This is a genomic window from Modestobacter sp. VKM Ac-2984, from assembly GCF_026967985.1.
Lineage (GTDB): Bacteria > Actinomycetota > Actinomycetes > Mycobacteriales > Geodermatophilaceae > Modestobacter.
Genome location: NZ_JAPVBJ010000001.1, coordinates 748,615 through 774,050, shown reverse-complemented (window position 1 = coordinate 774,050; position 25,436 = coordinate 748,615). Strand labels below are relative to the sequence as shown.

Annotated in this window: 22 protein-coding genes; 9 read left to right on the top strand and 13 right to left on the bottom strand. The window is 74.3% G+C overall.

What is annotated here, in order from left to right:
- The first annotated feature begins 100 nt into the window (after positions 1 to 100).
- The gene (locus O2W16_RS03740; protein ID WP_269157445.1) at positions 101 to 937 is read left to right on the top strand and encodes a helix-turn-helix transcriptional regulator; all 837 of its coding nucleotides are present in this window, start codon (positions 101 to 103) and stop codon (positions 935 to 937) included.
- Here O2W16_RS03740 and O2W16_RS03735 read toward each other — a convergent pair.
- Positions 915 to 1,364: an ATP-binding protein gene (locus O2W16_RS03735; RefSeq protein WP_269157444.1), complete on the bottom strand. Its 450-nt coding sequence runs from the start codon at positions 1,362 to 1,364 to the stop codon at positions 915 to 917. The two genes, O2W16_RS03740 and O2W16_RS03735, sit on opposite strands and share 23 nt — an antisense overlap.
- Positions 1,361 to 3,544 (bottom strand): SpoIIE family protein phosphatase, encoded by a 2,184-nt coding sequence (locus O2W16_RS03730; RefSeq protein WP_269157443.1) that lies wholly within the window; start codon positions 3,542 to 3,544, stop codon positions 1,361 to 1,363. The genes O2W16_RS03735 and O2W16_RS03730 overlap by 4 nt, the downstream gene beginning before the upstream one ends.
- Positions 3,545 to 3,657: 113 nt before the next feature.
- Between O2W16_RS03730 and O2W16_RS03725 the strand changes: the two genes are divergently transcribed.
- Positions 3,658 to 4,761, top strand: a complete 1,104-nt coding sequence (locus O2W16_RS03725) for an NAD(P)/FAD-dependent oxidoreductase (protein ID WP_269157442.1) — start codon at positions 3,658 to 3,660, stop codon at positions 4,759 to 4,761.
- Between the two features lie 12 nt (positions 4,762 to 4,773).
- Here O2W16_RS03725 and O2W16_RS03720 read toward each other — a convergent pair whose 3' ends face one another.
- From O2W16_RS03720 to O2W16_RS03710, 3 genes are all read right to left on the bottom strand, one after another.
- On the bottom strand, positions 4,774 to 5,523 hold the full coding sequence (locus tag O2W16_RS03720; RefSeq protein ID WP_269157441.1) for an aspartate/glutamate racemase family protein: 750 nt from the start codon (positions 5,521 to 5,523) through the stop codon (positions 4,774 to 4,776).
- Positions 5,524 to 5,610: 87 nt separating this feature from the next.
- Positions 5,611 to 7,158, bottom strand: coding sequence for an NCS1 family nucleobase:cation symporter-1 (locus O2W16_RS03715; protein ID WP_269157440.1), 1,548 nt, complete (start codon positions 7,156 to 7,158; stop codon positions 5,611 to 5,613).
- 159 nt (positions 7,159 to 7,317) lie between these two features.
- Positions 7,318 to 8,010 carry a GntR family transcriptional regulator gene (locus tag O2W16_RS03710; protein WP_269157439.1) on the bottom strand — a complete coding sequence of 231 codons (693 nt, stop codon included), beginning with the start codon at positions 8,008 to 8,010 and terminating at the stop codon, positions 7,318 to 7,320.
- Positions 8,011 to 8,334: 324 nt separating this feature from the next.
- On the opposite strand from O2W16_RS03710, the gene O2W16_RS03705 reads away from it, so the two are divergent.
- The 3 genes from O2W16_RS03705 to O2W16_RS03695 all read left to right on the top strand — a co-directional run bounded on the left by O2W16_RS03705 (position 8,335) and on the right by O2W16_RS03695 (position 11,252).
- Positions 8,335 to 9,873, top strand: a complete 1,539-nt coding sequence (locus O2W16_RS03705) for a lytic transglycosylase domain-containing protein (protein ID WP_269157438.1) — start codon at positions 8,335 to 8,337, stop codon at positions 9,871 to 9,873.
- Between the two features lie 104 nt (positions 9,874 to 9,977).
- Positions 9,978 to 10,469 (top strand): class I SAM-dependent methyltransferase, encoded by a 492-nt coding sequence (locus O2W16_RS03700; RefSeq protein WP_442928897.1) that lies wholly within the window; start codon positions 9,978 to 9,980, stop codon positions 10,467 to 10,469.
- An 84-nt stretch (positions 10,470 to 10,553) separates the two neighbouring features.
- Positions 10,554 to 11,252 (top strand): prepilin peptidase, encoded by a 699-nt coding sequence (locus O2W16_RS03695; RefSeq protein ID WP_269157437.1) that lies wholly within the window; start codon positions 10,554 to 10,556, stop codon positions 11,250 to 11,252.
- 146 nt (positions 11,253 to 11,398) lie between these two features.
- Here O2W16_RS03695 and O2W16_RS03690 read toward each other — a convergent pair whose 3' ends face one another.
- The 3 genes from O2W16_RS03690 to O2W16_RS03680 form a co-directional block, all read right to left on the bottom strand.
- Positions 11,399 to 12,742, bottom strand: coding sequence for a Cache 3/Cache 2 fusion domain-containing protein (locus O2W16_RS03690; protein ID WP_269157436.1), 1,344 nt, complete (start codon positions 12,740 to 12,742; stop codon positions 11,399 to 11,401).
- A gap of 218 nt (positions 12,743 to 12,960) precedes the next feature.
- On the bottom strand, positions 12,961 to 13,923 hold the full coding sequence (locus O2W16_RS03685) for a sensor histidine kinase (protein ID WP_269157435.1): 963 nt from the start codon (positions 13,921 to 13,923) through the stop codon (positions 12,961 to 12,963).
- A gap of 118 nt (positions 13,924 to 14,041) precedes the next feature.
- Positions 14,042 to 16,144 carry a SpoIIE family protein phosphatase gene (locus tag O2W16_RS03680; RefSeq protein ID WP_269157434.1) on the bottom strand — a complete coding sequence of 701 codons (2,103 nt, stop codon included), beginning with the start codon at positions 16,142 to 16,144 and terminating at the stop codon, positions 14,042 to 14,044.
- 203 nt (positions 16,145 to 16,347) lie between these two features.
- Here O2W16_RS03680 and O2W16_RS03675 point away from each other — a divergent pair, with 203 nt between their 5' ends.
- Entirely contained in the window at positions 16,348 to 17,889 is a 1,542-nt protein-coding gene (locus O2W16_RS03675) for an APC family permease (RefSeq protein WP_269157433.1), read from the top strand.
- Positions 17,890 to 18,014: 125 nt separating this feature from the next.
- On the top strand, positions 18,015 to 18,158 hold the full coding sequence (locus O2W16_RS03670; protein WP_269157432.1) for a hypothetical protein: 144 nt from the start codon (positions 18,015 to 18,017) through the stop codon (positions 18,156 to 18,158).
- Here O2W16_RS03670 and O2W16_RS03665 read toward each other — a convergent pair.
- Both O2W16_RS03665 and purT read right to left on the bottom strand, forming a co-directional pair.
- Positions 18,155 to 19,387, bottom strand: a complete 1,233-nt coding sequence (locus O2W16_RS03665) for a DUF2786 domain-containing protein (protein WP_269157431.1) — start codon at positions 19,385 to 19,387, stop codon at positions 18,155 to 18,157. The genes O2W16_RS03670 and O2W16_RS03665 overlap by 4 nt on opposite strands.
- Positions 19,388 to 19,516: 129 nt before the next feature.
- On the bottom strand, positions 19,517 to 20,707 hold the full coding sequence (gene purT / locus O2W16_RS03660; protein ID WP_269157430.1) for a formate-dependent phosphoribosylglycinamide formyltransferase: 1,191 nt from the start codon (positions 20,705 to 20,707) through the stop codon (positions 19,517 to 19,519).
- Between the two features lie 114 nt (positions 20,708 to 20,821).
- Here purT and O2W16_RS03655 point away from each other — a divergent pair, with 114 nt between their 5' ends.
- The gene (locus O2W16_RS03655; protein WP_269157429.1) at positions 20,822 to 21,604 is read left to right on the top strand and encodes an isocitrate lyase/PEP mutase family protein; all 783 of its coding nucleotides are present in this window, start codon (positions 20,822 to 20,824) and stop codon (positions 21,602 to 21,604) included.
- Between the two features lie 141 nt (positions 21,605 to 21,745).
- A complete protein-coding gene (locus tag O2W16_RS03650) occupies positions 21,746 to 22,924 on the top strand; it encodes an acyl-CoA dehydrogenase family protein (protein WP_269157428.1) in 1,179 nt (392 codons plus the stop codon).
- Positions 22,925 to 23,132: 208 nt separating this feature from the next.
- On the opposite strand, the gene O2W16_RS03645 is transcribed toward O2W16_RS03650, so the two are convergent.
- Genes O2W16_RS03645 through O2W16_RS03635 form a run of 3 tightly spaced genes read right to left on the bottom strand, consistent with a single transcriptional unit; the run spans position 23,133 to position 25,251 of the window.
- Positions 23,133 to 23,780, bottom strand: a complete 648-nt coding sequence (locus O2W16_RS03645) for a DUF3618 domain-containing protein (protein WP_269157427.1) — start codon at positions 23,778 to 23,780, stop codon at positions 23,133 to 23,135.
- Positions 23,781 to 23,797: 17 nt separating this feature from the next.
- Positions 23,798 to 24,484, bottom strand: coding sequence for a phage holin family protein (locus tag O2W16_RS03640; protein ID WP_269157426.1), 687 nt, complete (start codon positions 24,482 to 24,484; stop codon positions 23,798 to 23,800).
- Positions 24,481 to 25,251 carry a hypothetical protein gene (locus O2W16_RS03635; RefSeq protein WP_269157425.1) on the bottom strand — a complete coding sequence of 257 codons (771 nt, stop codon included), beginning with the start codon at positions 25,249 to 25,251 and terminating at the stop codon, positions 24,481 to 24,483. The genes O2W16_RS03640 and O2W16_RS03635 overlap by 4 nt, the downstream gene beginning before the upstream one ends.
- Between the last annotated feature and the right edge of the window lie 185 nt (positions 25,252 to 25,436).

The window sequence follows — 25,436 nt, the reverse complement described above, 5'->3', positions numbered from 1 at the left end:
CCACCGACGGTGCCCCCGGTCGGGCGACGTCCAGTGGTCGCGTTCGTCCGTATGACCGGCAGTACCACCCAGCGCGTCCGCGGTGGACGACGATGGGCGCATGACCGATCGAGGGGACGTCGCGGTCCTGCTCCGCGCCTGGCGGGAACGCCTGCAGCCGGCCGCCGTCGGGTTCCCCACCGGCCAGCGCCGCACCAAGGGCCTGCGCCGGGAGGAGGTCGCCCTGCTGGCCGGGGTCTCGGTCGACTACCTGGTCCGGCTGGAGCAGGGGCGGGCGGAGCGTCCCTCGGCGCAGGTCGTCGCCTCGCTGGCCCGCGTGCTGCAGCTGTCGAACCCCGAACGCGACCAGCTGCACCTCGCCGCCGGCCTGCCGGCGCCGCTGCCCAGCGCCGTCCCCACGCACATCCCGGCCAGCGTGCAGCGGCTGCTCGCCCGGCTCCCGGACGTCGCCATCGGGGTGTGGACGGCGCACTGGACGCTGCTGACCGCCAACGCCGCCTGGCGGTCGCTCCTCGGCGACATGGACCCCGGGCTCAACCTGCTCGTCGCCGAGTTCACCGGCACCGCACCGCAGGTCGTGTGGAGCGAGGGCGACCACGAACGCCACGAGCGCGCGCTCGTCTCCGACCTGCGCAGCGCCCTGATCCGCTACCCGGACGACCCGTCCGCGCGGGCCGTGCTCGCCGAGCTGCGGGCCAACGAGCGCTTCGCCCGGCTGTGGGCCGAGGGCACCATCGCCGAGCACCGCTTCCAGTCGAAGACCTTCCTGCACCCGCTCGTCGGTGAGGTGACGCTGGACTGCGACGTGTTGACCGTGATCGGCACCGACCTGCGCATCGTCACCTACACCGCCGAGCCCGGTACCGAGGACGCCTCCCGGTTCGACCTGGCCCGCACGCTGGGCGTGGCCGAGGTCAGCCCGGGTCGGCCAGGCTGACGAAGCCCCACACGTGCTTGCGGCCCTCCTCGGGTGCCCACCCGTGGGAGGCGCAGAGCCGGGCGATGAGGTGCAGACCCAGCCCGCCGTGGGCGGGGTCGCGGTCCACCGCCGGCACCGGCTGGTCCTGCGGGTCGGCGTCGGTGACGTCGATCAGCCAGCCGGTCCGCGCGCCGGTGACGGTGGTCCACACCGGCGGGAGGCCGTGCCGGACGCCGTTGGAGGTCAGCTCCTCGAAGGCGAGCAGCAACCGCTCGAGCGCCGACTCGTCCGCATCGTCGTCCCCCCGGCCGGCCGGGAGCGCCTCGTCCCGCAGCCGCCGGCGGTAGCGGGTGAGGTCCGCCGGGCTGCGGAGCTCCCAGTTCCACGACGCCCATACCTGCGTCGGGCGCGGTGGTGCGAGCAACGGCCAGCCGGGGCGGCTCACTGGGCCTCCTTAAGAGATGCGGGCACGACGTTGGGACCCGCCTCGGCCGGGCGGGGACGGTCCTGGCGGTGCAGCCGGACGGCGACCAGGGCGACGTCGTCGTCGGGGCGACCGTGCACCATCTGCTCCAGCACCCCGTCGCAGAGCTCGTCGAGCGTGCCACCGGACAGGCCGGCGACGGCGTCGACGAGGCGTTCCAACCCGTCGTCGAGCGTCGCGTCCCGGCGCTCGATCAGCCCGTCGGTGTAGAGCAGCACGCTGGAGCCCCGCTCCAGGGTGAGCACCCGTTCCCGCCGCCGCGCTGCGGGGTCGACGCCCAGCAGCAGGTCGGCGCGGCCGTCGTCCAGGACCGTGATCGAGCCGTCCGGGGCGAGGACCAGCGGCGGCGGGTGCCCGGCGTTCGCCCACACCAGCCGGGTCACGCCCTGCGCCACCTCCTCCGGGGTCTGCTCGAACCGGGCGACCGCCGCGGTGGCGATGGTGCGCACCATCAGGGTCTCCATCGACTCGTCGAGGCCGCGCAGCACCTCGACCGGCCCGGCGGCGCTGTACGCGGCGATCCCGCGCAGCAGTCCGCGCAGCTGGCCCATGGCGGCCGCGGCAGCCGTGTCGTGCCCGGCGACGTCCCCGATGACCAGCATGGTCGTGCCCCCGGGCTGCAGGAACGCGTCGTACCAGTCGCCGCCCACCTGCGCTGCCTCGGCGGCGGGCAGGTACCGCACCACGATCTGCGCGTGGTCGGGCTCGGGTGGGTCGGTGAGCAGGCTGCGCTGCAGGCTCTCGGCGATCGTGGCCTGCGCGTTGGCCAGCCGGGCGTTGTCCAGCGCCAGGCCGATCCGGTCGGCGACGTCCTGGGCGGTCGAGCGCCAGTCCCGGGCGAGCGGACGGGACGCCGAGCAGAGCAAGGTCAGCGCACCGAACACCTTGCCGCGACCGCGCAGCGGCAGCTTCACCACCCGGGCATCGCCCAGGAGGTCCAGCTGGCGGCGCGCCTCCCCGGCGGGCAGCAGGTCCGCCAGCTCGGCGGTCGACAGCGTCTCCCGCCGGCCGGTCTCCAGCACCCGGGTCAGCGGTGAGTGCGGCAGCATCTCGGCCCGGGCCGAGACGTAGCGGTCGAGCACCGGGCGCAGCGCCGGGTCGGCGTGCGCCCAGCCGACGTCCCGGGGGCGGCCGTTGGCCTCGACCACGGTGACGATGCAGGCGTCCGCCAGCCCCGGCACCAGCGCGCTCGGCAGCCCGGCGACGGCGGCGGGCACGTCGACGGCCTCGGCCAGGTCGGCGTTGACCCGGGCCAGCAGGGCGAGCCGGGCCGCGGAGCTCTCCGCCTCGGCCTCCGAGCGCTTCCGGTCGGTGACGTCGGAGAAGTAGAGCGACACCCCGTCGGCGGTGGGCCAGCAGAGCACGTCGTACCAGCCGGCCAGCGGAGCCGGGTACCAGGCGGTGAGCGACTGCGGTTCTCGCGTCTCGACGGCCGTGCGGTAGGCGGCCTCGTAGTCGGTGCCCACCGTGGCGGGGAAGACCTCCCAGATCGTGCGGCCCAGCAGTTCGTCCCGGGAGTGGCCGATCAGGGCCTCGGCGGCCGGGTTGAGCAGGGTGAACCGCCACTCGGTGTCCAGGGAGACGAAGCCCGACGGCATCGCCTCGACCGTGCGCGAGGTGCGCCGCTCGACCTCCCGTGCGGCCTCGACCTCCCTGGTGCGTGCGGTCAGCTCCGCCTGCAGCCGCTGGACCTGGGCCAGCAGGTTCTCCTGCTGGTCGGCGTCGGACTGCGCGGACTCCTGCTCGCGCACGTAGTCGGTCAGGTCGTCGACCCGCTGCAGGAACATCGCCAGCTCGCCGTCCTCGTCGAGGACGGGGATCGCGATGAGCGCCCACCAGCGGTCCTCGACCAGCCCGGTGTCCGGGTTGACCACCGGGTAGCGCTCGATCGGCAGGGCGTCCGCCCGGCCGGTGGCGCGGGCGCGCTCGAACGACCGGGCGATGTAGGGGACCCCCTCGGGGTCCAGTGCGTCGGGTCCCGGTGGGAACGCGTCGAACAACCTGCGGCCGATGATCTGCTCCGGCACGACGCCGACCGCCCGCAGGTAGGCCGGGTTCGCGTAGCGCATCACCAGGTCGGGGGAGAGCACCAGATGAGCTGAGGGCAGCGCGGCGAACAGCTGCGCGAAGTCAGGAACCAAGACCTTCTCTCTCGTCCGCCCCGGTGCCCGTGGAGCCCGAGACCGTCGAGTCTCCCAGAGTCCGCCGTCACGGCTCGGTGAACCGGGTGGAGGAGGAGTGGCAACCTGGCGGCATGACGCAGCCCGGTCGGCAGGTCGCCGTCGTCGGCGGGGGCGTGCTCGGCATCTCGACCGCCGCGCAGCTGGCCGCCCGGGGCGCTGGGGTCACGCTCCTGGCCGACGGCGAGCTGGCCGGCGGGGCGTCGGGACGGTCACTGTCCTGGCTGAACTCAGCCGGCGACTTCCCCGCCGAGTACCACGCGCTCCGCGTGCTCGGCCTCCAGCGGTACCGGGCCTTCGCCGCACGCCCCGACTCGACCGCGCGCATCGTCTTCGACGGCGGCCTCCGCTGGGGCGACGGCGTCCGCGCCTCGTTCGAGCACCAGCGCGACATCGGCTACCCGGCCGAGTGGCTGGGGCCCGCCGACGTGGCCGCCCGCCTGCCCGGGGTGGCCGTCGACGCGGTCCCGGACGACGGGGCGCTGTTCAACCCCGACGAGGGCTGGGTCGACCTGCCGTCGCTGATCGGTCAGCTGGTGCGGGACCTGGAGACCGCTGGGGGAGCGGTGCGCACCGCGGTCGGCCGGTGCGAGGTCGTCGTGGCGGGCGGCCGGGTGACCGGCGTCCGGACCGGGACCGGCGACGTCCTCGCCGCCGACGCCGTGGTGCTGGCCACGGGAGCCGACGTCCCGCGCGCCCTCGCCGGTCTCGGCGTGCACGTCCCCGACGCCACCTCCAACGCGCTGCTCCTCCGCACCCCGCCGTTCGCGCACCGGCTGCGCGCCGTGCTGAACACCCCGCGGGTGGCCCTGCGCCCCGCGCCCGGCGGCGGGATCGTCCTGGACGCCGGCTGGTCGGAGGAGCAGGTCGTCCGCCGGGACGACGGGACCTTCGACGTCCGGGACGCCACGGTGCAGGGCCTGCTGCACGAGGCCTCGCAGGTGCTGGCCGGTCACCCGGTGCTGACCTGTGAGTCCCGCGGCGTCGGGCGCAAGCCGATCCCCGGCGACGGGCACCCGGTGCTCGGCGCCGTCCCGGGCGTCGCCGGCCTCACCGTCGCCTTCACCCACAGCGGCGCGACGCTCGGCCTCATCGCCGGGGAACTGCTGGCCGGGGAGGTCCTGGACGGAGCGCCGAGCCCCCTGCTGGCTGCCTTCCGACCCGCCCGGTTCGGCTGATCGCCCCGGGCGTCAGTGGACGACGACGGGATCCGGGACCCCGAACTCCGCCAGCGCGCCGGTGTACCGCTTCGGCAGGGGAGCGGCGTACTCACCGCGCTTGCCGGTGCGCAGCCCCAGTCGCGCCAGCCCCTCCACCGTCGCGACGGCCGCCGCCACCCCGTCGATCACCGGCACCCCCACCCGCCGGGTCAGCTCCGCGGCGAGGTCGGCCATCCCCGCGCAGCCCAGCACGATCGCGTCGACGCCCTCGGTCGCCACGACGTCCGCGCACTCGGCGGCGATCCGCGAGCGCGCCGCCGGGTCGGTCTCCAGCGCCAGGACGGCGATCTCCACCGCCCGGATCGTGCGGCACTGCTCGCGCACCCCGTACCGGCCGGCGAGCTCCCAGGCCCGGCCGGTCGTCCGCTGCAGGGTCGTCACGACGCCGAAGGTCCGCCCCAGGTACGTCGCCGTCCGCATGCCGGCCTCGGCGATGCCCACCACCGGCCCGGTCGCGACCTCCCGCGCGGCGTCCAGCCCCGGGTCACCGAAGCAGGCGATCACGTGCCCGGCGGCGCCGGCCTCCTCGCCGACCGCGACCTGGGCGAGCAGCCCCGGCACGGCGAGCGCCTCGTCGTAGTGGCTCTCGATCGAGGCCGGCCCCATCTCCGGGTGCACGGCGACCACCACGGTGCCCGGGCCGGCGGCGGCCCGGGCGCTGAGCCCGATGAGATCGGTCATCGAGGCGGTGGTGTTCGGGTTGACGACCTGGATCAGCACGATCTTCTCCCGTTCAGCTGGTCGGTCGGCCCCCTCTCAGGGGCCCGCCCCGAGCTTGCGAGGGGTGGGGGGAGAGGGGGTCCTTGGTCAGACCCGGGTGCCGTCGGAGACGCCGGGCTCGGCCGGGTCGATCAGCACGATCATCGGCCGCACCCGCTCCAGCCCGGCGAAGAGCGCGAAGCCGAGGCCGCAGCCGATGAACCAGCCGTAGTCGCCCACCGAGGTGAACAGCGTCAGCAGGATCGTCGGCACGCCGGCCCCCAGCACGGCCAGGACGGCGTTGGGGTTGTAACCGCCGCGGAACCAGTACCGGCCGGTCGGGGACATCGAGTACATGTCGTCGACGGCGACCCGCTGCTTGCTGGCCAGGTAGTAGCCGGCGATCAGGATGCCGAACAGCGGGCCGATCAGGCTGCCCAGGATGCCGAGGCTGAACCGGATGCCCTCGGCGCTGTCGTACCAGTTCCAGGGGGTGAGGAGCACCGAGCCGACGGCGGCGATCATCCCGCCGGCCCGCCAGCTGATCTTCTGCGGAGCCACGTTGGAGAAGTCGAACGCCGGGGCGATGAAGTTGGCGACGATGTTGATGCCGACCGTCGCGATGACGAAGGTCAGCCCGCCCAGCAGGATCGCGAACGTGGAGTCGATCGCCTCCACGGTGGCGATCGGGTCGGTGATCAGCTCACCGAACACCGGCACGGTCGCCGAGGCGCAGACCACGGTCAGCAGGGAGAAGAAGAGGAAGTTCAGCGGCAGGCCGAGCAGGTTGCCGCGCTTCACCGCATCGAAGCTCTTGCCGTACCGGGCGAAGTCGCCGAAGTTGAGCATCGGGCCGGAGAAGTAGGAGACCACCAGCGCGATCGCGCCGAGCATCGTGGAGACCGTCGCCCAGCCGCTCAGCGTCGGGCCGGTGTTCAGGGTCAGGTCGATGTTGGACCAGCCGGCCTCCGAGACCAGGTAGACCGCCAGCGCGATCATGACGACGTAGACGGCCGGGCCGGCGAAGTCGATGAACTTCCGGATCGTCTCCATGCCCCGCCAGAAGAGCGCCGCCTGCGCCACCCAGAGCACCGCGAAGGAGATCCAGCCCAGCGCCTCCAGGCCCAGGAAGGACGGCGTCAGCAGCGCCTCGGCGCCCGGGACGAACTTCAGCCAGATGATGTTCAGGCTGCTCGCGGCCAGGAAGGTCTGCACGCCGTACCAGGCGACCGCGATCAGGCCGCGGATGATCGCCGGGATGTTCGCGCCCTTGACGCCGAACACGGCGCGGTTGATCACCGGGTAGGGCACGCCGGTCTTCTGGCTGGGCTTGGCCACCAGGTTCACGAACACCTGCACGATCACGATCCCGACGACCAGCGCGATGAGCACCTGCCAGGCGGCGATGCCCAGGGCGAAGAGGCTGCCCGCGGTCACGTACCCGCCGACGCTGTGCACGTCGGACATCCAGAACGCGAAGATGTTGTAGGAGCCCCAGCGCTGCTGGCGCAGCGGTGCGAGGTCCTCGTTGGTGAGCCGGGGGTCGTAGTCGGCGCCGATCAGCGCGCCGCCGGGCGCGGCGGCCGAGGGCGCCGTCCCGAGGGTCGTGGGGACGTCGGTCGCGAGCGCCACCGGCTCGGGGGACGTGGTGGTCATGGCGGGCTCCTGCGGATCGTCGGCTGGTGCGGGCAGCGGCGGGTCACGAGCTCGTCGGTGTCCCGGGAGCGGCGGGGGAGCGGCCGTCCGGGAGCGACGCCGCGAACGCTAGGGAGCCGGTGTTGCCCCCGGATGTCCGCGCGGGTATATCCGTCCGGCTCAGTCGTCGGCGGGGATGCCGGCGACGATCTCCTGCAGTCGCGCGTAGTGGGCGCCGGTCACCTGGGTCAGGGCCGCGGCGTCACCGGCGGCGAACGCGTCGAGCATCGCGACGTGGTCGGCGGCCAGCGCCGCGGTCGCGGCAGCGGAGGCGTGCGACATGGGCCGCCCGGGCTCGGTGACGTTCCAGGCCCGCTCGAACATCTGCAGCAGGCGGTGCATCTGGCACGGGGCGATCAGCGCCAGGTGGAAGCGCCGGCTCCAGCGATGGTGGTCGGCGGCGCCACCGGCGGCGGTCGCCGCCTCCAGTTCCCGCAGCGCCGCCGCGGCGACGGCGACGTCCTGCGGCGTCGCGCGCGGCACCGCGGCGGTCTGGGCGGCCGCCTCCAGCGAGGCCCGGACGACGTACAGCTCGGCGAGCTCGGCCCGGCTCAGCCGCGCGACGACGTAGGCGCCCCGCACCTCGTGCTCGACCAGCCCCTCGGCCACCAGGGTCTTGAGCGCCTCGCGCACCGGGATCCGGCTGAGGGAGAACCGGGCGGCGACGTCGTCCACCGGGATCGGCACCCCGGGGCGGACCAGGCCGGCCAGGATGGCCGTGCGCAGCTCCTCCAGCACGAGCGCCTGCGAGGGGGTGTCGCGGGCGCTGGCCAGCGCAGCGACCCACGGGGCGGGCGGGCGCTGTCGCGACATCCCACCGCCTCCCTCCCGCCGACCGGCGGCCGGGACGCTAGCGGAGGCGTGTTTCCGGCACGTTGACCCGCCGTCACCTCGCGGCCGCGTGCCGACCACTGTCGGGTCCCAGGAGTTCACCCAACGGGCATGGCGCCAGCCAGGGGCCCGGTTTACGGTCGTCCTCGTCCGGAGCCGGGCGTCGCTCGATGCCCGACCCGGCGGAGCACGTGGACGGCCACAGGGGGAACTGGTGCCTGACCTCATGCCATGCGAGCACGTCCAGGGCCTCGGCTGATGAGCCGCGCGCGTCCCGGACGGCACACGAGGACCCGGTCGAGCCGGGTGCGCGCCCCGGGCGTCGTCGCCAGCGCGGGCATCACCACGGCCCTGGTCGCCTTCCTCCCGGCGGCCAGTGCCGCACCCGGCGGCGCGCCGGCGCTACCGCAGTTCGCGCGGCTGGTCGCGGTCGAGGCCGATGCGCTCGTGCCCCGGCCCCCGTCCGCGCCGGGGGGCGACGTCGCGCCACCGACCGCACCGCCGGCCGAGCCGCTGCTCGAGACCGTCGCGGTCGGGACGGACGTCGCGACCAGCAGCGCCCCTGCCACCGCCACCCCGACCGGCGGGGCCTCGCCGCTGGCGGCGGGGGGCATCCCGTCCACCGCCCTGACCGCCTACCAGCGCGCCGCCGGGCTCGCTCCCGCCGACTGCGGCATCAGCTGGACCCTGATCGCCGCCATCGGCCGGGTTGAGTCCAACCACGGCCGCTTCGCCGGCGCCGTCCTGCACACCGACGGGCTGTCGAGCCCGCCGATCATCGGCATCCCGCTCGACGGCAGCAACAACACCGCCCGGATCCTCGACTCCGACGGCGGGCGGCTCGACGGCGACACCGTCTACGACCGTGCCGTCGGCCCGATGCAGTTCATCCCGACCACCTGGGCGATGTACGTCAGCGACGGCAACGGCGACGGGCGCAGCGACCCCTTCAACATCAACGACGCAGCCGTCGCCACCGGGGCGTACCTCTGCGCCGCGGGCGGTGACCTGTCGACGCCGGCCGGGCAGTCGCGGGCCGTCTTCGCCTACAACCACTCCGACAGCTACGTCGCCTCGGTGCTCGGGTTGGCCGCCACCTACGCCGGGACGACGCCGGACCCGGTGCCCACCCCGGCCGGACCGGCGCCGACCGTGCCACCGGCCGCCCCGGCCCCGCCGCCGGCCATCGAGCCGCCGCCCGCCGCGCCCCCCGTGGTGGTGCCGGCTCCCGCGCCGGTCGAGCCGCCGCTGCTGGCCGCGCAACCCCCGGTGCTGCCCGAGCCCCCGGCGGAGCCTGAGCCGATCCCCGCCCCGATCCCGGCGCCGGAGCCCGCGCCGACTCCGGAGCCGACCCCGACGCCCGAGCCGACCCCGGAGCCGGAGCCGGAGCCGACGCCCGCACCGGCGCCCGAGCCGGAGCCGACGCCCGAGCCGACGGCCCCTCCGGTCGCCGCCCCGGCACCGGAGCCAGAGCCGAGCGCGGAGCCGGTCCCGTGTGGCTTCGAGTTCGAGCCGGTCGCGCCGGTCGTCGTCGACGTGGTGGACGGCACCGGTGACCCGGCCCTGGTGGAGGCGGTGACCCGGTTCCTGACCGACGTCGGCCTCACCCTCGGCACGGTCAGCACCGCCGTCGTCGCCACCTCGGCGATCGAGCACCTCGACGGTCAGGAGGAGCAGGTGCGGCAGTTGGCCGAGCCACTCGGTGCCGACCGGCTGCTCCGGCCGGCGACGGGGGAGCACCTCACCGTCGTGCTCGGCTCGGCCGACGCGGCCTCGCTCGTCGATGCGATGACCACGCTCGTCGGCACGGCCTGCGACACCGCACCCGCCGAGGAGACCGACTGAGCGGCGGCGACACCCAGACGTTCTTCGGCTCCCGGGCCGCCACCTGGGAGGAGAGGTTCCCCGACGACGGGCCCCGGTTCGAGCGGGCCGTCGCCGAGCTGGGGGTGCAGCCCGACGACGCCGTCCTGGACGCTGCCTGCGGCACCGGCCGGGCCCTTCCGGTGCTGCGGGCCGCCACCGGCCCGGCGGGCCTGCTCGTCGGCCTGGACCTGACCGCGGAGATGCTCGCCGAGGCCCGGCGGCGCGGCCGTGGGGAGCTGGCGTGGCTGGTCGGCGGCGACGTCACCCGGCTGCCGTTCGCGGATCGGTCGTTCGACGTCGTCTTCGCCTCCGGGCTGGTCTCCCACCTGCCCGACCCCGACGCCGGTCTGCGTGAACTGGCCCGGGTCGCCGCGGACGGCGCCCGGCTCGGGCTCTTCCACCCGGTCGGCCGCGCCGCGCTGGCCCGGCGGCACGGCCGGGAGCTGACCCCGGACGACGTGCGCAGCGAGCCCCGGGTCCGGGAGCTGCTCACCCGCACCGGATGGCAGGTGACCCACCTCGACGACGCCGAGGACCGCTGGCTGGTGGTGGCCGCGAGGCGCGAGCGCCCGTAGCCGGCCGCCTCGTGCCTGCCCGGGGGAGCGGCCTGCGCGTGTCACCCTGTGCGGCGTGCTGCACCCGACCCGGCTCCGCCTGACGTGACCGGCGCGCTGCTCGCCGCCGTGGTCGCCGGGGTCGGTGGGCTCCTCGCCGGCCGGGTCGCCGACTCGCTGGCGCTGGTCGCCCCCCGTCGCGCGGGCGCCGGCGAGGGCACGGTCGCGGTCCGCGTCGACTGGCGGGCGCGCGCGGTGGGCGCGCCGTGGCCCGAGCTGGCCGGGGCGCTGTGCGCGGCGGCGGTGACCCTGCGGTTCGGCTGGACGGCGCAGCTCCCCGCGTGGCTGTGGTTCGTCGCGGTCGGGCTGCTGCTGACCGTGGTCGACCTGCGCGAGCAGCTGCTGCCCAACCGGGTGCTGCTGCCCGGGCTGCTCGGCGGCCTCGCGCTGCTGACCGCCGCCGCCGGGGCCACCGGGGACTGGCCGGACCTGGGGCGGGCCCTGCTGGCCGGGGGAGCGGCCTTCGCGGTGCTGCTGGTGATGGCGCTGATCTCCCCGAGCGGCCTGGGGATGGGCGACGTCAAGCTGGCCGCCCTGCTCGGCCTGTACCTGGGCTGGCTCGGCTGGCCCGTCGTCCTGGCCGGCTTCTTCCTCGGGTTCCTGCTCCAGGCCGTGGTGGGGCTCGCGCTGCTCACCACCCGGCGGGTGGGGCGCCGGACCGGGCTGCCGTTCGGGCCCGCGCTGCTCGGCGGCGCCCTGGTGGCGGTGCTGCTGGCCGAGGACTGGGTCCACATCTTCACCTGACCGGGTGTCAGCCACCGCCTGCCGGACGCGGTCGCGTGCGGCCCTGGGCAGGAGGAGCAGGAGTCACCCCTGATCGTCCTCCTCGGCCCAGCGGTCCACGGCCTCCTCGACTCCATGGCTGACCTGCCGGCACGCCGCCCGCTGGATCAGGCGGGTGCGTCGATCGGCAGGCCGACGTAGAGCATGCCGACGAGCGCGCCGGCGGGGGAGTGCACGCCGGCGTAGGCGGTGAAGTACGGCTTGCCCGCGACGGTGGCCGGGCCGGTGTAGACCTGCCCGCCGAGCACCGCCGCCAGCACCGGGTTCCGGCTGCCGTCGGCGCCGGTGGGGGAGAGGGCGGTGCCGATGTTCCGCCGGCCCTGCGGGTTCACCACCGTGGTCGCCACCCGCACCATGCCACCGGCGTCGTCGAGCCGCTGGAACAGCGTGCAGGTGCCGCCGACCTGGGCCACCACGTCGTCGACCAGCGGTGACCGGTGCCGCGGGTCGTCGTCCCACGCCAGCACCTCCCCGCCGAGCAGCAGCTCCGGCAGCCGGACGGTGCGCGTCGCGGAGGTCGCCTGGTCGGTGACGGTCCGCCCCTGGAGCTCCTGGCTCACCTCGAGCCCGCCGGCCTCGTCGAGCAGGTCCTGGGCGAGGGTCAGCGCCCGGCGGACGTAGACCAGCCGCTGGCTGTCGGCCAGCTCGGCGACCGCCTGGGTGATCCGGGCCGACCCGCTGGCCGCCCGGTCGACGTTGTCCACCACCCGGTCGGTGGCGGCCCGCTGCTGCGCGACGGCGGCGGCGATCGCGTCCTGCGCGTCGGCGATCGAGCCGAGCGTGCCGGTGATCCGGGCGATCGCGGTGACCGCCTGCCGGGTCTCGGACTGCACCGCATCGATCTGCGCGCCGATGTCCTCGGCGGCCTGGGCGGTGCGGCTGGCCAGCTGCTTGACCTCGTCGGCCACCACGGCGAAGCCCCGGCCCACGTCGCCGGCGCGCGCCGCCTCCACGTAGGCGTTCAGCGCGAGGAACCGGCTCTGCTGGCTGATCGCCGAGATCAGCCGCACCATCTCGGTGATCGACTCGCTGGCCTCCTGCAGCGCGGCGATCCGTTCGTCGACCGCGCGGGCGTCCCGCACGGCCTCCTCGGCGACCGCCGACGCCCGGGTGGTGCTGGAGGAGATGTCCGTGATCGCCGACCGCAGCTCGGTCAGCGACTCGGCGGCCTGCCGGGAGGTGTCGGACACCTCGCGGCTGGCCGAGGAGAGGACACCGGCCTGCTGTGCGGCGGCCGCCATGCTGGCGTCCCGCTCGGGCGGGCGCCGGGTGCGCGGGGACGCCGCCGGACGGGGGGCAGCGGTCGCGGGCTCGTCGGCCAGGTGCGCCATGCCACCGGACACGAGGCCACCGGACACGAGGCCACCGGACACGAGGCCACCGGACACGAGGCCACCGGACACGACGTCGCCGGGCACCGGTGCGGAGCCCCGCGAGGACGGGAAGCGCACGACTCGACTCCTCTCGGACGCGGGCCCGTGCCCGCCTCGCCTCCCGTGTCGGAACGGGACGGTGCGAGGGCGACGGGGCCGGACGCGGGTCGCCGGCGGGCTCGCGCGGTCAGCCTAGGGCGAGCGGTGACCGAGAACGTGCTGGTGAGAGCGGCGCGCCGGGCCGGTCGCAGCGGGAACGATCCCACGACCCGGGCGACGGCCGCGCCCTCGCGCGGTCAGCGCAGCAGCGTCGTCAACCGCACGGACAGCCCGTTCGGACCGTCGACGACGTCCACGTGGTCGCACAGCTGGCGGGCCAGCCACAGGCCCATCCCGCCGTGGGAGAGGTCGTCCCCGTGCGCGGGGCCGTAGCCGGCGAACGGGTCGTCCATCCCCGCGCCGCCGTCGCTGATCCGGCAGACCACCCGGTCGGCCGACGCCCACAACCGCAGCTGGACCGGCGGCCCGCCGTGCCGCACCGCGTTCGCGCTCATCTCGTCGATCGCCAGGTGGAGGTCCTCCAGCGCGTCCCGGGAGCCGTGCAGCTGCGTCAGCCGGGCGCCGACCGCGTGTCGCAGCCCGGCGAAGTCCTTCGCGTTGTCCACCTGCAGCAGCGGCTCGGTGGCCTCCAGCGGCTCGTCCGGGACCGGGAGGGCGCGCAGGTAGTCGGCCGGCTCGGTGAAGTGCGGGTTGGGTCGGCGGCCGCCGGCGTCGACCAGGTGCGGGTGCGTGCGCAGCCCGGAGTCGATCAGCTCGTCGGGGAGCTGGCGGAGGTCGTAGGCGCACAGTCCCCAGGTCGGCCAGGAGCGCATCGCCTCGTTCAGCACGGCCTCGTAGCGCTGCCACTCCAGCCACTCCCGCGGCGTCCGCCCGAAATATGTCTCGCCGACCACTCGCAGCTGTGTGTGGCCGTGCCCGGTCACCCGCTCGGCGAGCCGGCGGAAGGCCGTGATCGCGGCCGGGGTGCGGTCCCGGTACACCTCGCCGCGCGGCAGCACGTGCACCCGCTCGTCGTCGCCCAGGGCGTCCCGCAGGATCGCGGCCGAGGGGTCGCTGGTCGTGATGACGGCCACGGCGCCGGCCTCCAGGCCCGCCCGCAGGAACGGGACGGCGACGGCGGCCAGCTCCTCGGCGGAGCTGTACAGGACGAGGTCGTGCCGGAACGTGGCCGGACCCAGCTGGTCCGGTGGTGCGTGCACGGGGTGGGTCCTTCCGTCTCGTCGGGGTCGCTCTGGGCCGGGGGGGCTGGGCCCACGGTAGGCCGATGTCAGCCCGGCGGCTCTGCGCAGGCCCCGCGGGAGCACCTGGACGGCACCCTCATCGGCTCGCCGGGTCCTCCGGGACGACGTCGGGCACGCGGCTGGGGCCCGCCTCCACCGGACGCGGACCATCCTGCGGGTGCAGCCGGACGGCGACCAGCGCGACGTCGTCCTCGGGCTCCCCGTCGACCAGCCGCTCGATCAGCTGGTCCAGCAGGTCGGCCAGCGGGAGGTCGGCCAGCTCGGCCAGGTGCGTCCGGAGCCGGGCCAGTCCGGCGTCCAGGTCGGCGTCCCGGCGCTCGATCAGCCCGTCGGTGTAGAGCAGCACCGTCGACCCGCGGTCCAGGGTGACCACCGACTCGGTGCGCTGGAACGTGGCGTCGACGCCGAGCAGCAGGTCGGCCTTCCAGTCGGCGAGCACGGCGACGCTGCCGTCGGGGTGCAGCGCCAGCGGCGGCAGGTGCCCGGCGTTGGCCCAGACCATCCGGGTCACCCCGCGCACCCGCTCGTCGTCGGTCTGCTCGAACCGGGCCACCGCGGCGGTGGCCAGGGTGTCCAGCTGCAGCAGCGTCATCGCCGAGTCCAGCCCGCGGAGCACCTCCACCGGGCCGGCGTCGCTGTAGGCGGCGATGCCGCGCAGCAGGCTGCGCACCTGGCCCATGGCCGCCGCCGCAGCGGTGTCGTGCCCGACGACGTCCCCGATGACGAGCATCGTCGAGCCGTTGGGCTGCAGGAAGGCGTCGTACCAGTCCCCGCCCACCCGCGCCGCTTCGGCTGCGGGCAGGTAGCGCACCGCGATCTCGGCGTGGTCGGGCTCCGGCGGGTCGGTGAGCAGGCTGCGCTGCAGCACCTCGGCCATCTGCTGCTGCTGGGCGAAGAGCCGGGCGTTGTCCAGCGCCAGCCCCGCCCGGTCGGCGACGTCCTGGGCCACCGCGACGTCGGCGTCGGTGGCGGTGTGCCCGTCGGCGTAGGCCAGGGTCAGCAGCCCGAGCGTGCGGCCGCGCGCCCGGAGCGGGATGGCCACCTCGGCCCGGGGCGCCAGCACGGTCAGCAGGTCCCGCGCCTGCCCGGGCGGCAGCAGCTCGAGCACCTCGGCACCGGCGAAGGACACGGCTTCGGCGGCGTGCAGCGCGCGGCCCACCGGCGCGGCGATCGGCATGGCGTCCAGCCGGACCTCGGCGTACCGCTCCAGCACCGACCGGCTCGCGGGGTCGACGTGCCAGCTGCCGACGTCCCGGGGCTGGCCCTGGGCGTCGATGACCGTGACGATGCACCAGTCGGCCAGCGCCGGGACGACCAGCCGGGGCAGCCGGGCGGTCGCCGACTGCACGTCCAGGGTGCCGGCGAGCTCGGCGCTGACCTGGGCCAGCAGTGCCAGCCGGCGGGCGGACCGTTCGGCCTGCTCCTGCGCCTGCCGGCGGGCGGTGACCTCGATGGCGTAGACCGACAGCCCTTCCGGCGTCGGCCAGGCACGCACCTCGTACCAGCCGTTCAGCGGGGCGGGGTAGTACGCGTCGAACGCGATCGGTTCACCGGTGGCGACGGCCCGGCGGTAGCTCTCCTCGAAGAGGCTGCCGACCGCGGCCGGGAAGGCCTCCCAGATGACCCGGCCCAGCAGGTCGTCACGGCTCTGCCCGAGCAACCGCTCGGCCTCGGCGTTGACGTGGACGAAGCGCCAGTCGGCGTCCAGGGAGTAGAAGCCGGCCGGCATCGCCTCCAGGAGGCGCACCACCCGCGCCTCCGCGGCGACCTCGGTCGTCGCGTCGTGGGCCACTCCGATCAACCGGGCCGACGCCCCGTCGGGGCCCCCGAGCGCCCGGCCACGGGCCGAGACCCACCGGGTGTGCCCGCCGGGCAGGACGATCCGGTACTCGGCCTCGAACTCCCCGCACGTGTCGATGGCGCCCTGCAGCGCATCGCCCACCCGGGGCAGGTCATCGGGGTGCACGCGGGCGTTGAACGCCTCGATGCTCTGCTGGAAGGTCGTCCGGTCGTAGCCGAACATCTCGACCAGCCGGTCGTCCCAGACCAGCCGGCCGCTGCGCAGGTCCCAGTCGAACGTCCCGATCCGCGCGGCGTCGATCGCCAGTCGCGCCCGCAGCCGATCGCCTGCGGCGTCGTCGTGGAGGTCGCCGACGTGCGTGGGCTCTGCCACTGCCACCCACTTCACCTGGTCGCCCGACCCCGGGTCGGGGGCTTCGTCGCTCGCTGTTGAGCTGCGGGAGTTATGTCACGCGCGACCTAGTCGAGGCAAGCACGCCGGCGCAGATCACGTCACCGGCCGCCGGCCGAGCGGGCACCGGTGTCCGGGTCGGCGGGTGGCTGTGCGATAACACCTGACATGGACACCCGCACGGCTCCGGCATGAGCAGTTCGTCCCCGGCGCCGTCCGCGCCACCCCGCGTCGAGGGCGCGGCCGTCGACAAGGGCCTCAAGACCGGCGCTCTCGGACTGGTCTCCTCGATCGTCCTGGCCGTCTCCTCGACCGCCCCGGCCTACGCGCTGGCCGCGACGCTGGGCTTCGTCGTCATCGCGGTGGGGGTGCAGGCCCCGGCGATCATGCTGCTGGCCTTCGTGCCGATGTGGTTGGTCGCGGTCGCCTACTCCGAGCTGAACAAGCGCGAGCCCGACTGCGGGACGACGTTCACCTGGGCCGCCCGCGCCTTCGGTCCGCGGACCGGGTGGATGGGCGGCTGGGGCATCATCGCCGCCGACGTCATCGTGATGGCCAACCTCGCGCAGATCGCCGGCTCCTACGGCTACCGGCTGGTCGGGCTCGACGGGCTGGCGGAGAGCGCCTTCTGGACGACGCTCGCCGGCGTCGGGTGGATCGCGGTCATGACCTGGGTCTGCTACCGCGGCATCGAGCCGACCGCGCGGCTGCAGCAGGTGCTGCTGTCCGTCGAGGGCGTCGTGCTGCTCGCCTTCGCGGTGTACGCCCTGGTCAAGGTGTACGCGGGGACGGCGCCGGAGGGCTCGCTGACCCCGTCGCTGTCCTGGCTGTGGCCCGCCGGGATCGGCTGGCCGGCGCTCACCGAGGCGGTGCTGCTGGCGATCTTCATCTACTGGGGCTGGGACTCCGCCGTCGCGGTGAACGAGGAGACCGCCGACCCGACCCGGTCGCCCGGGCGTGCCGCGCTCATCTCCACGGTGCTGCTGGTCGGCATCTACACCGTGGTCTCCGTGGCGACCGTGGCCTTCGCCGGCGTCGGGACCGAGGGGATCGGGCTGGGCAACGAGGCCAACGCCGAGGACGTGTTCGCCGCCCTCGGGGCGACGGTCTTCGGGGACGACGTCCTCGGGCGGGCCTTCGAGGCGCTGCTGATCATCTCGGTGCTCACCTCGGCGGCGGCCTGCACCCAGACCACGATCCTGCCCACCGCCCGCGGCACCCTGGCGATGGCCGCCTACGGCGCGCTGCCCCGGTCCTTCGCCCGGATCCACCCGCGGTACCTCACACCCACGGTGTCCACGCTGTGGATGGGGGTCGTCTCGATCGCCTTCTACGTCGGCCTGACGCTGGTGAGCGAGAACGTGCTGATCGACTCGATCACGGCCACCGGCATGCTGATCGCCTTCTACTACGGGCTCACCGGCTTCGCCTGCGCCTGGCAGTTCCGCCGGGCGCTGCACGGGCCGCGGGACGTCCTCATGCGGGCGGTCCTGCCGCTGCTGGGCGGGGTGTTCATGCTCGCCGTCTTCGTGCTGGCCTGCATCGCGTACGCCGACCCGGGCTACGGCGAGACGGTGATCGGCGGGGTCGGTGGGGTCTTCGTGGTGGGCATCGGGGCGCTGGTGCTGGGGCTGCTGCTGATGGTGGTCTACAGCCGGGTGGCGCCGGCGTTCTTCCGCGGCGAGACGATGCTCGACGACACCGAGGACCTGCTGCACCGACCACCCCCCTGAGGGTGAGCCGACGCGCCGTTCGCCACGACGACGCTCCAGCGCCCCGCCGTTCCTGCCGACACCAGCAGAGACGAAAGGGGCCGGTCATGATGACTCTGGCGTGCAGTGCAGTGGCTCAGGCGGGGATGGCAGCGGCGACGGCGTCGCTGGACGACACCCCGGCGGACTCGCTGATGTTCGTGGCGGGCTGGCTCACCACGGCCACCGACCTGACCGCGCAGGCGATGCTGCTCCGCGACCTCGGCGCGAGCTTCGACGTCCTGATCTAGGGAGACCCCGCCGCACTCGGCAGGGACCGGCGGTCCGACCCGAGGTCCGCCTGGTCGGCGGCACGTCGCCCGGCGTGCCAGCCGGCCGGGTCGACCGTGCTCCCGCCGCGGCGGCGCAGCGACGGGAAGAGCTCCTCGACCGCGCGGTCGACCTCGGCCGACCGCGCGGCCAGCACCGGCGCCAGCTCGGCGCCGTAGTCGGCCCGGGCCTCGGCGGTCGCCTGTTCGCGCGCCTGGGTGAGCCGCTCCTCGAGCCGCTGGGCGAAGGAGTAGAGGAAGCCGCGGCGGAACGGTGTCGACCGCGCGCGGGCCCCGCCGCTGTGCGCCGCGTCGGCCAGCGCCCGGGCCGCTTGCAGCAGCAGTGAGGTGACCAGCAGCTCCACCAGGTCGACGTCGTCCCGGAAGCCCACCAGGGTGGCGATGCCGAAGGTGGGCAGCAGCACCACGCGGACCCCGTTCGCGGTGCCGACAGCCTGCACCACGGCCGCCTTCGCCTCGGTGTGCGGGTCGTCCAGGTGCAGCCGCCGGGCGACCACGCCGGCTGGGGAGCCGTTCCCCCGCTGCGCGAGCACCGCCGTGTCGATGGCGTGCCGGGCCATCAGCGACTGCGCCTTGGCGGTGAGCGCCTCGGCCTCCTCGGCGAACTCGGTGGACTCGGCCTTGGCCAGCAACGACCGGATCCGGTGCAGCACCTTGCCGTCCGTCTCGCTGCCCGACGCCTCGACCGGCCACAGCGCAGCCGACCAGCCGCTGGGCGGGGGGAGCAACTGCTCCAGCCGCGGCAGTGCACGGAACAGCCCGATCACCCGCAGCACGTCGCGCCAGGCGGCGGCCGGCTCGATCCGCTCGCCCTGCCACCACTCGGTGACCGACCGGTGCCCGCTGGGCAGCGCCGCCAACTGGGCGGCCCACGCTTCCGGCGGCGCCCCAGCCGCTGCCCCGGCCGCTGCGCCGGCCTCAGCGGCGACCACCGCGGCCACCAGCCGGGCGCCGCGCTGGCTGACCCGCCGGCGCGCGACGTGGACGACGTCGGCCGGCTGCCAGCCGCCCTCCCACAGCCGGGGCAGCGCCTCGGTGAGCACCTGCTGCGCCCGGCCGTCGCTGTCGACGCCGGTGTCCCGGCGGACCAGCCGCGCCACGACCGGGTCGAGCTCGGCGGCCTGCACCCCGGGCTCGGCGGCCAGCCGGCCGCCGGCCTGCAGCAGCATCAGCACCTCGTCGGCGGTCATCGGCGGTCCTCTCCTCGTGCGTGCGGGGGCCTGCGTGCCGTGGACCAGGGTGCGGCCCACCCCAGCCGCGCCGGCCGGTGCCCGGACAGCTGTGGACCCGGCGTCCCGTTGTGGACGCCGGCGGGCGGCTCAGGCGCGGGGGTGCACCCGCGAGGCGGCCTCCCGGGCGGTGGCCCGGGCGGTGTCGACGTCCTCGGCGCGGGCCAGCGCCACGCCCATCCGCCGCCGGGTGAAGCTCTCCGGCTTGCCGAACAGCCGCAGCTCCACCCCGGGGAGGGCCAGTGCCTCGTCGACCCCGTCGAAGGTGATCCCGGTGGCCTCCACCCCGCCGTAGACGACCGCCGAGGCGCCCGGGTTGCGCAGCGCGGTGTCCACCGGCAGGCCGAGCAGGGCGCGGGCGTGCAGCTCGAACTCGTTCTGCCACTGCGTCGTCATCGTCACCATGCCGGTGTCGTGCGGCCGCGGGCTCACCTCGGAGAACCACACGTCGTCCCCACGGACGAACAGCTCGACGCCGAACACGCCCAGCCCGCCCAGCTCGGCGGTCACCGCCGCCGAGATCGCCTGCGCGCGGTCCAGCGCCACGGCCGACATCGGCTGCGGCTGCCAGCTCTCCACGTAGTCGCCGGCCTCCTGGCGGTGGCCGATCGGCGCACAGAAGGCGGTGACCGTCTCCCCGTCCCGAAGCGAGCGCACCGTCAGCAGGGTGATCTCGTAGTCGAAGTCGACGAAGCCCTCGACGATCACCCGGGTGCCGGCGACCCGGCCACCGGCCATCGCGTGGTCCCACGCGGGCTCGACGTCGTCCGGCCCGTCGAGCTTGCTCTGCCCCTTGCCGGAGCTGGACATCACCGGCTTCACCACACACGGGAAGCCGACCTCCGCGGTGGCGGCCCGCAGTTCCTCCAGCGAGTCGCAGAACCGGTAGGCACTGGTGGGCAGGGCGAGGTCCTCGGCGGCCAGCCGACGGATGCCCTCGCGGTCCATGGTCAGCCGGGCGGCCCGCGCGGTCGGGACGACGCGCACCCCCTCGGCCTCCAGCTCGACCAGCGTCTGGGTGGCGATCGCCTCGATCTCCGGGACGACGACGTCGGGCCGCTCTGCCTCGATCAGCGCCCGCAGCTGCGCCGGGTCGCTCATCGTCAGCGTCCGGGCGTGGTGGGCGACCTGGTGGCCGGGGGCGTCGTCGTACCGGTCGGCGGCGATGGTCTCCACCCCGAGGCGCTGCAGGGCGATCAGCACCTCCTTGGCCAGTTCGCCGCTGCCCAGCAGCAGCACGCGGGTGGCCGATGGAGACAGCGGAGTGCCCAGGGAGACCATGCCGACAGGCTAGAGAGGCGCGCGGGCGCGGTCCCGCAGGACTGCCCCGCACCAGGTGACCGTGACGGCCGGAACCCGCCGGTCGACGGGCTGTCGGCTGGCTACGTTCCACCCGTGACCGATCCCGCCTCCCGCGCCCGCGCCCTCCTCGACCTGCACCGGGCACCCGAGCTCCTGGTGCTCGCCAACGTCTGGGACGTCGCCTCCGCGCGGGTCGTGGCGAGCACCCCGGGCGTGCGCGCCCTGGCCACCGCGAGCCATGCGATCGCGGCCACGTTCGGCCACGCGGACGGCGAGCAGATCCCGCTGGACCTGCACCTGGACATGGTCGGCCGGATCGTCGCCGCCGTGGACCTGCCGGTGTCGATGGACCTGGAGGCCGGCTACGGCGACCCGGGGGAGACCGCCCGCCGGGCGATCGAGGTGGGCGTCGTCGGCGGCAACCTGGAGGACCAGGTCCGCCCGCTGGACGACGCGGTCGCCGCGGTCGAGGCGGTGCTGCACGCCGGCCGGGACGCCGGGGTCGACTTCGTGCTCAACGCCCGCACCGACGTCCTCCTGCTGGCCGAGCCCGGCGCCGACCGCGACCTGCTGCTCGCCGACGCCGTGCGCCGCGGGCGCGCCTACCTGACGGCCGGCGCGCAGGTGGTCTTCGTGCCCGGCGTGGTGGCCCGGGCGGAGATCGAGGCGCTGGTCGCCGGCCTCGGCCGCGGGCGGGTCTCGCTGATGAGCGTGCCGGGGGTCTCCCCGTCGGGACGGGAGCTGGCCGAGCTCGGCGTCGCCCGGGTGTCCACCGGACCGTTCACCCAGCGGGTGGCGTTGACCGCGCTGCAGGACGCCGTCGTCGAGCTCGTCGCCGGCGGCACCCTCCCGCCCACCACCCGCCCCCTCACTTGACCCGCCGCGCGCTGCGGCAGCGCCCTCGGCGGGCACGACCAGGGGTGAGCTGGGACACCCTCGGTGGCTGGGTGGGGAGTTCGGGCGGAGCATCGGGGGCAGGACGTCGAGGACGACGACGAGAGAGAAGGCACTGCCGCCATGACCGATCTGCTCCTGCCCGCCGACTTCTTCGGTTTCCAGACCCTGCTGTCCGATGACGAGCAGAAGGAACTGCTGGCGCTCCGCGAGTTCCTCGAGTCGGAGATCAAGCCGCGGGTCAACGCCGCCTGGGCCTCCGCGGAGTTCCCGCACGACCTGATCCCGAAGTTCGCCGAGGCCGACATCGTCGGCCGCTCCTACGACTGGGAGGGCCGGCCCCGCGCCTCTCGGCTCTACACCGGCTTCCAGGCGATGGAGCTGTCCCGGGTCGACCCGTCGATGGCCACCTTCCTGGGCGTGCACAACGGCCTGGCGATGGGCTCGATCATGATCCTCGGTTCGGAGGAGCAGCGGCAGCGCTGGATCCCGTCGATGATGCAGATGCAGACGATCGGCGCCTTCGGGCTGACCGAGCCGGAAGGCGGTTCCGACGTCGCCCGTGGCATGCGCACGACCGCCCGGCGGGACGGCGAGGAGTGGGTGCTCAACGGCGCCAAGCGCTGGATCGGCAACGGCACCTTCGCCGACGTCGTGGTGGTCTTCGCCCGCGACGAGGCCGACGACCAGGTGAAGACCTTCGTCGTGGAGAAGGGCACCCCCGGCTTCACGGCGACGAAGATCGAGGACAAGTTCGCGCTGCGCACGGTGCAGAACGCCGACCTCACCTTCACCGACTGCCGCATCCCGGCGGACAACAAGCTCGAGGACGGCAACTCCTTCAAGGACGTCAACAAGGTGCTCAAGGTGACCCGGGGCGGGGTGGCCTGGAGCGGCGTCGGCTGCCAGCTGGGCGCCTACGAGGTGGCCGTCGCCTACGCCAAGGAGCGTCACCAGTTCGGCAAGGCGATCGGCTCGTTCCAGCTGATCCAGGACCTCCTCGCCCGGATGCTGGGCAACGTCACCGCCAGCCTGGGGATGACCGTCCGGCTGTCCCAGCTACAGGAGACCGACGACCTGCGCGACGACCAGGCCGCGCTGGCCAAGAGCTACGTCACCAGCCGTGGCCGGGAGACCGTCGCCTGGGCCCGTGAGCTGTTCGGCGGGAACGGGATCGTCCTGGAGAACGACGTCATCCGGTACTTCGCCGACGCCGAGGCCCTCTACTCCTACGAGGGCACGCGGGAGATGAACACCCTCATCGTCGGCCGCTCGATCACCGGGATGAGCGCCTTCGTGTGAGCCCCGCGGCTCACCCCTCCGGGGCGGTGGGCCCGATCAAGGGTCCAGGACCGACCACCTGACGACGATCATCGGCAGGGGCGCCCCCGTGGCGTTCCTGCTGGAAGGGCCAGGGCCGAGCAGGTCCTGGGGAAGACAGCTGCATCCGACGACGAGGCCCGGCCCCCCATGGGGGACCGGGCCTCGTTGTGTCGTGCTGTGCCGTGGGTCAGGAGGAGGAAGCCTGCCCCTGGACCTTCTGCTTGGAGCCCTGGGCCTCGCCCTTGACGTCCTGCGCAGCGTTCTTGCTCTCGTCCTTGACGTTCTTCGCGCCTTCCATGGCCGTCGACATGACCGACCCCGCAGCACTCGTGGCGGCCGGCTTCAGGTTCTCGCCGATCTCCTGGGCCACGTTCTTCGCCTGCTCCTTGGCCTGCTCCTTGAGCGGCTCGGAGTGCTCCTTGATGGCGGACTCGGCCTGCGAGGCGAGCTGCTTCTCCTTCTCGCTGGTGGGCAGCAGGGAGGAGACGAGCCAGCCCACGCCGAAGGCGATCAGGCCGGCGGCCAGGGGGTTGCCCTGGGCCTGACGCTGGAGCTGCTCCGGGGCGTGCTGGAGGGAGTCCTTCGCGCCCGAGGCGGCGTGCTGAGCACTGCCGGCCGCGTCAGAGGCCTTCGAGCTCATCTGCCCGCCCTTGTCGTGGGCGGTGCCGAAGACCTTCTCCTTCATCCCGCCCACGCTGCTCTTCGCCTTGCTGACGCGACGGTCGACCACCCGAGAGGGGTTCACCCTGTCGTTCAGGGCGTCGACGTCGTAGCTGAGGTTGGCGCGGGTGTCCTCGATCTCGCGTCGGATCACGTCCGGGTCACTGCTGGTCATGTCTGTCTCCTGTCCGGTCAGTGGGGCTTGACGGCGTCGGGGACCTGCTTGAGGGTCTCCACCGTCTGCTCGGGCTTGGGGTTGATCGACTTGAACCGGCTGAGGTCCACCTGCGTGACCCGCTTCGGGTCGACCTGCTTGAGCCGCTTGGGGTCGACCTGCTTGAGCTTCTTGCGGCCCATCGCGGCCAGTACGGCGGCGATGAGGCCCCAGATGACGGCCACGACCAGCGCTGCCCACGCGATGTTGTCGAACAGGTAGGCGAGGCCCCACATGGCGGCCAGGCTCAGGAACACCACGAGCAGGGCGCCGGCGAAGGCCGCGCCACCGAGCATCCCGGCGCCCTTGCCGGCCTTGGTCGCCTCCTCCTTCGCGATGGTGGTGGCCTTGTTGGCCTCTTCCTTCGCGATGGCGGTGGCCTTGCCGACCTCTTCCTTCGCGATGGTGGTGGCCTCGTTCGCCTCCTGCTTGAGCTCGGCCTTGGCCAGCTCGAGTTCCTGGCGCATCAGCGTGGACATGTCCCGGCTGACCTGACCGATCAGGTCACCGACCGAAGTCTTCTGCTCATGGCCGGCGGAGTCCCCGCCGACCGGGGAAGCACCACTGAGCGGCTGGGTCGTGTTGCCGTAGGCGTCCGGGGTGTAGCCGACGCCGGCGTCCGGGGCATAGCCGGTACCGGGCTGGCCGGCGGTGGGAGAGGTCACAGCCGTCCCTCCCGGGTGGTCGTGTCGTCCCAGCCGGTGGTGGTCGGCTCGGCGGTGCCCGCGGTGCCGTACGGCGGGGGCGGCACGGTGCCGGTGGTCGCAGGAGCCGCGTAGCCCTCGGTGGCGTACCCGGTGGCCGGCGGGGTGGCGACGTAGTTCGTGTCGGTGGACTCGCGCCGAGCGGTGGCCTCGACGCCGGGGGAGGTGCGGCCGGACCGGTCGTTGCTGCCGGAGCTGCCGTTGTCCTTGTGGGCAGCCGCCACGCCGGTGGTCAGCCGGCCGGCGACGACGCCCGCGAGAGCCGCACCGAGCATGAAGACGCCGGGACGACGGCGGGCGAAGCTGCGCACGTCGTCGACCAGCTCGGCCGGCTCGCGGTTCTGCAGCCAGCTGGCCACCTCGTCGACCTTCTCACCGGCCTGGCGGACCAGGTCGGCGGCCGGGCCGGACGGAGCCTCGCCGCTGCCCTCGGCCATGCCCCGCAGCTGCTGGGCGACCTGGCCGAGCCCCTCGCCGGCCTTGGTCGTGCTGGTGCGGGCCTGCTCCTGCAGCTGCTGGCGGCCCTGGCCCAGGAGGTCCTGCGCCTGGCGCATGGTCTCCTGGGTGACCTCCTTGGCCTGGTCGGTCGCCGTGGCTGCGACCTGGCCACCGGACTGCTTCGCGCTCTGGCCGACGTTCTTGGCCTGGTCCTTGGCGACGTCCTTGGTGGAGGCGTCCTGCCCGCTGTCGGGGGGTGACTGCGTCGGGGTGTCGATGGAGTGGGTCATCGTTCCTCCTCGTCGTGCGTCGGGTCTGTGGTGGTGCTGTGGGTCTGGGTTCTGCTGGGCCTCCGTGCCCGGTCGACCCCGTCCGCACGAGAGCACTGCCGAGGCCATCGCGAGATGGCCGACACGGCAGCACCAGGCTGCGGGACGGCGTGCAGGCACCTCAGGTGCCCATGAGCGTGGCGTTT

Excerpts from the sequence above, each read along its gene's own strand:
- O2W16_RS03670 (WP_269157432.1), top strand. The coding sequence starts at position 18,015 with ATGGCAGCGGCGACGGCGTCGCTGGACGACACCCCGGCGGACTCGCTG.
- O2W16_RS03740 (WP_269157445.1), top strand. The coding sequence starts at position 101 with ATGACCGATCGAGGGGACGTCGCGGTCCTGCTCCGCGCCTGGCGGGAA.
- O2W16_RS03715 (WP_269157440.1), bottom strand. The coding sequence starts at position 7,158 with ATGACCACCACGTCCCCCGAGCCGGTGGCGCTCGCGACCGACGTCCCC.
- O2W16_RS03635 (WP_269157425.1), bottom strand. The coding sequence starts at position 25,251 with ATGACCCACTCCATCGACACCCCGACGCAGTCACCCCCCGACAGCGGG.
- O2W16_RS03645 (WP_269157427.1), bottom strand. The coding sequence starts at position 23,780 with ATGACCAGCAGTGACCCGGACGTGATCCGACGCGAGATCGAGGACACC.
- O2W16_RS03710 (WP_269157439.1), bottom strand. The coding sequence starts at position 8,010 with ATGTCGCGACAGCGCCCGCCCGCCCCGTGGGTCGCTGCGCTGGCCAGC.
- O2W16_RS03650 (WP_269157428.1), top strand. The coding sequence starts at position 21,746 with ATGACCGATCTGCTCCTGCCCGCCGACTTCTTCGGTTTCCAGACCCTG.
- purT (WP_269157430.1), bottom strand. The coding sequence starts at position 20,707 with ATGGTCTCCCTGGGCACTCCGCTGTCTCCATCGGCCACCCGCGTGCTG.
- O2W16_RS03725 (WP_269157442.1), top strand. The coding sequence starts at position 3,658 with ATGACGCAGCCCGGTCGGCAGGTCGCCGTCGTCGGCGGGGGCGTGCTC.
- O2W16_RS03665 (WP_269157431.1), bottom strand. The coding sequence starts at position 19,387 with ATGACCGCCGACGAGGTGCTGATGCTGCTGCAGGCCGGCGGCCGGCTG.
- O2W16_RS03675 (WP_269157433.1), top strand. The coding sequence starts at position 16,348 with ATGAGCAGTTCGTCCCCGGCGCCGTCCGCGCCACCCCGCGTCGAGGGC.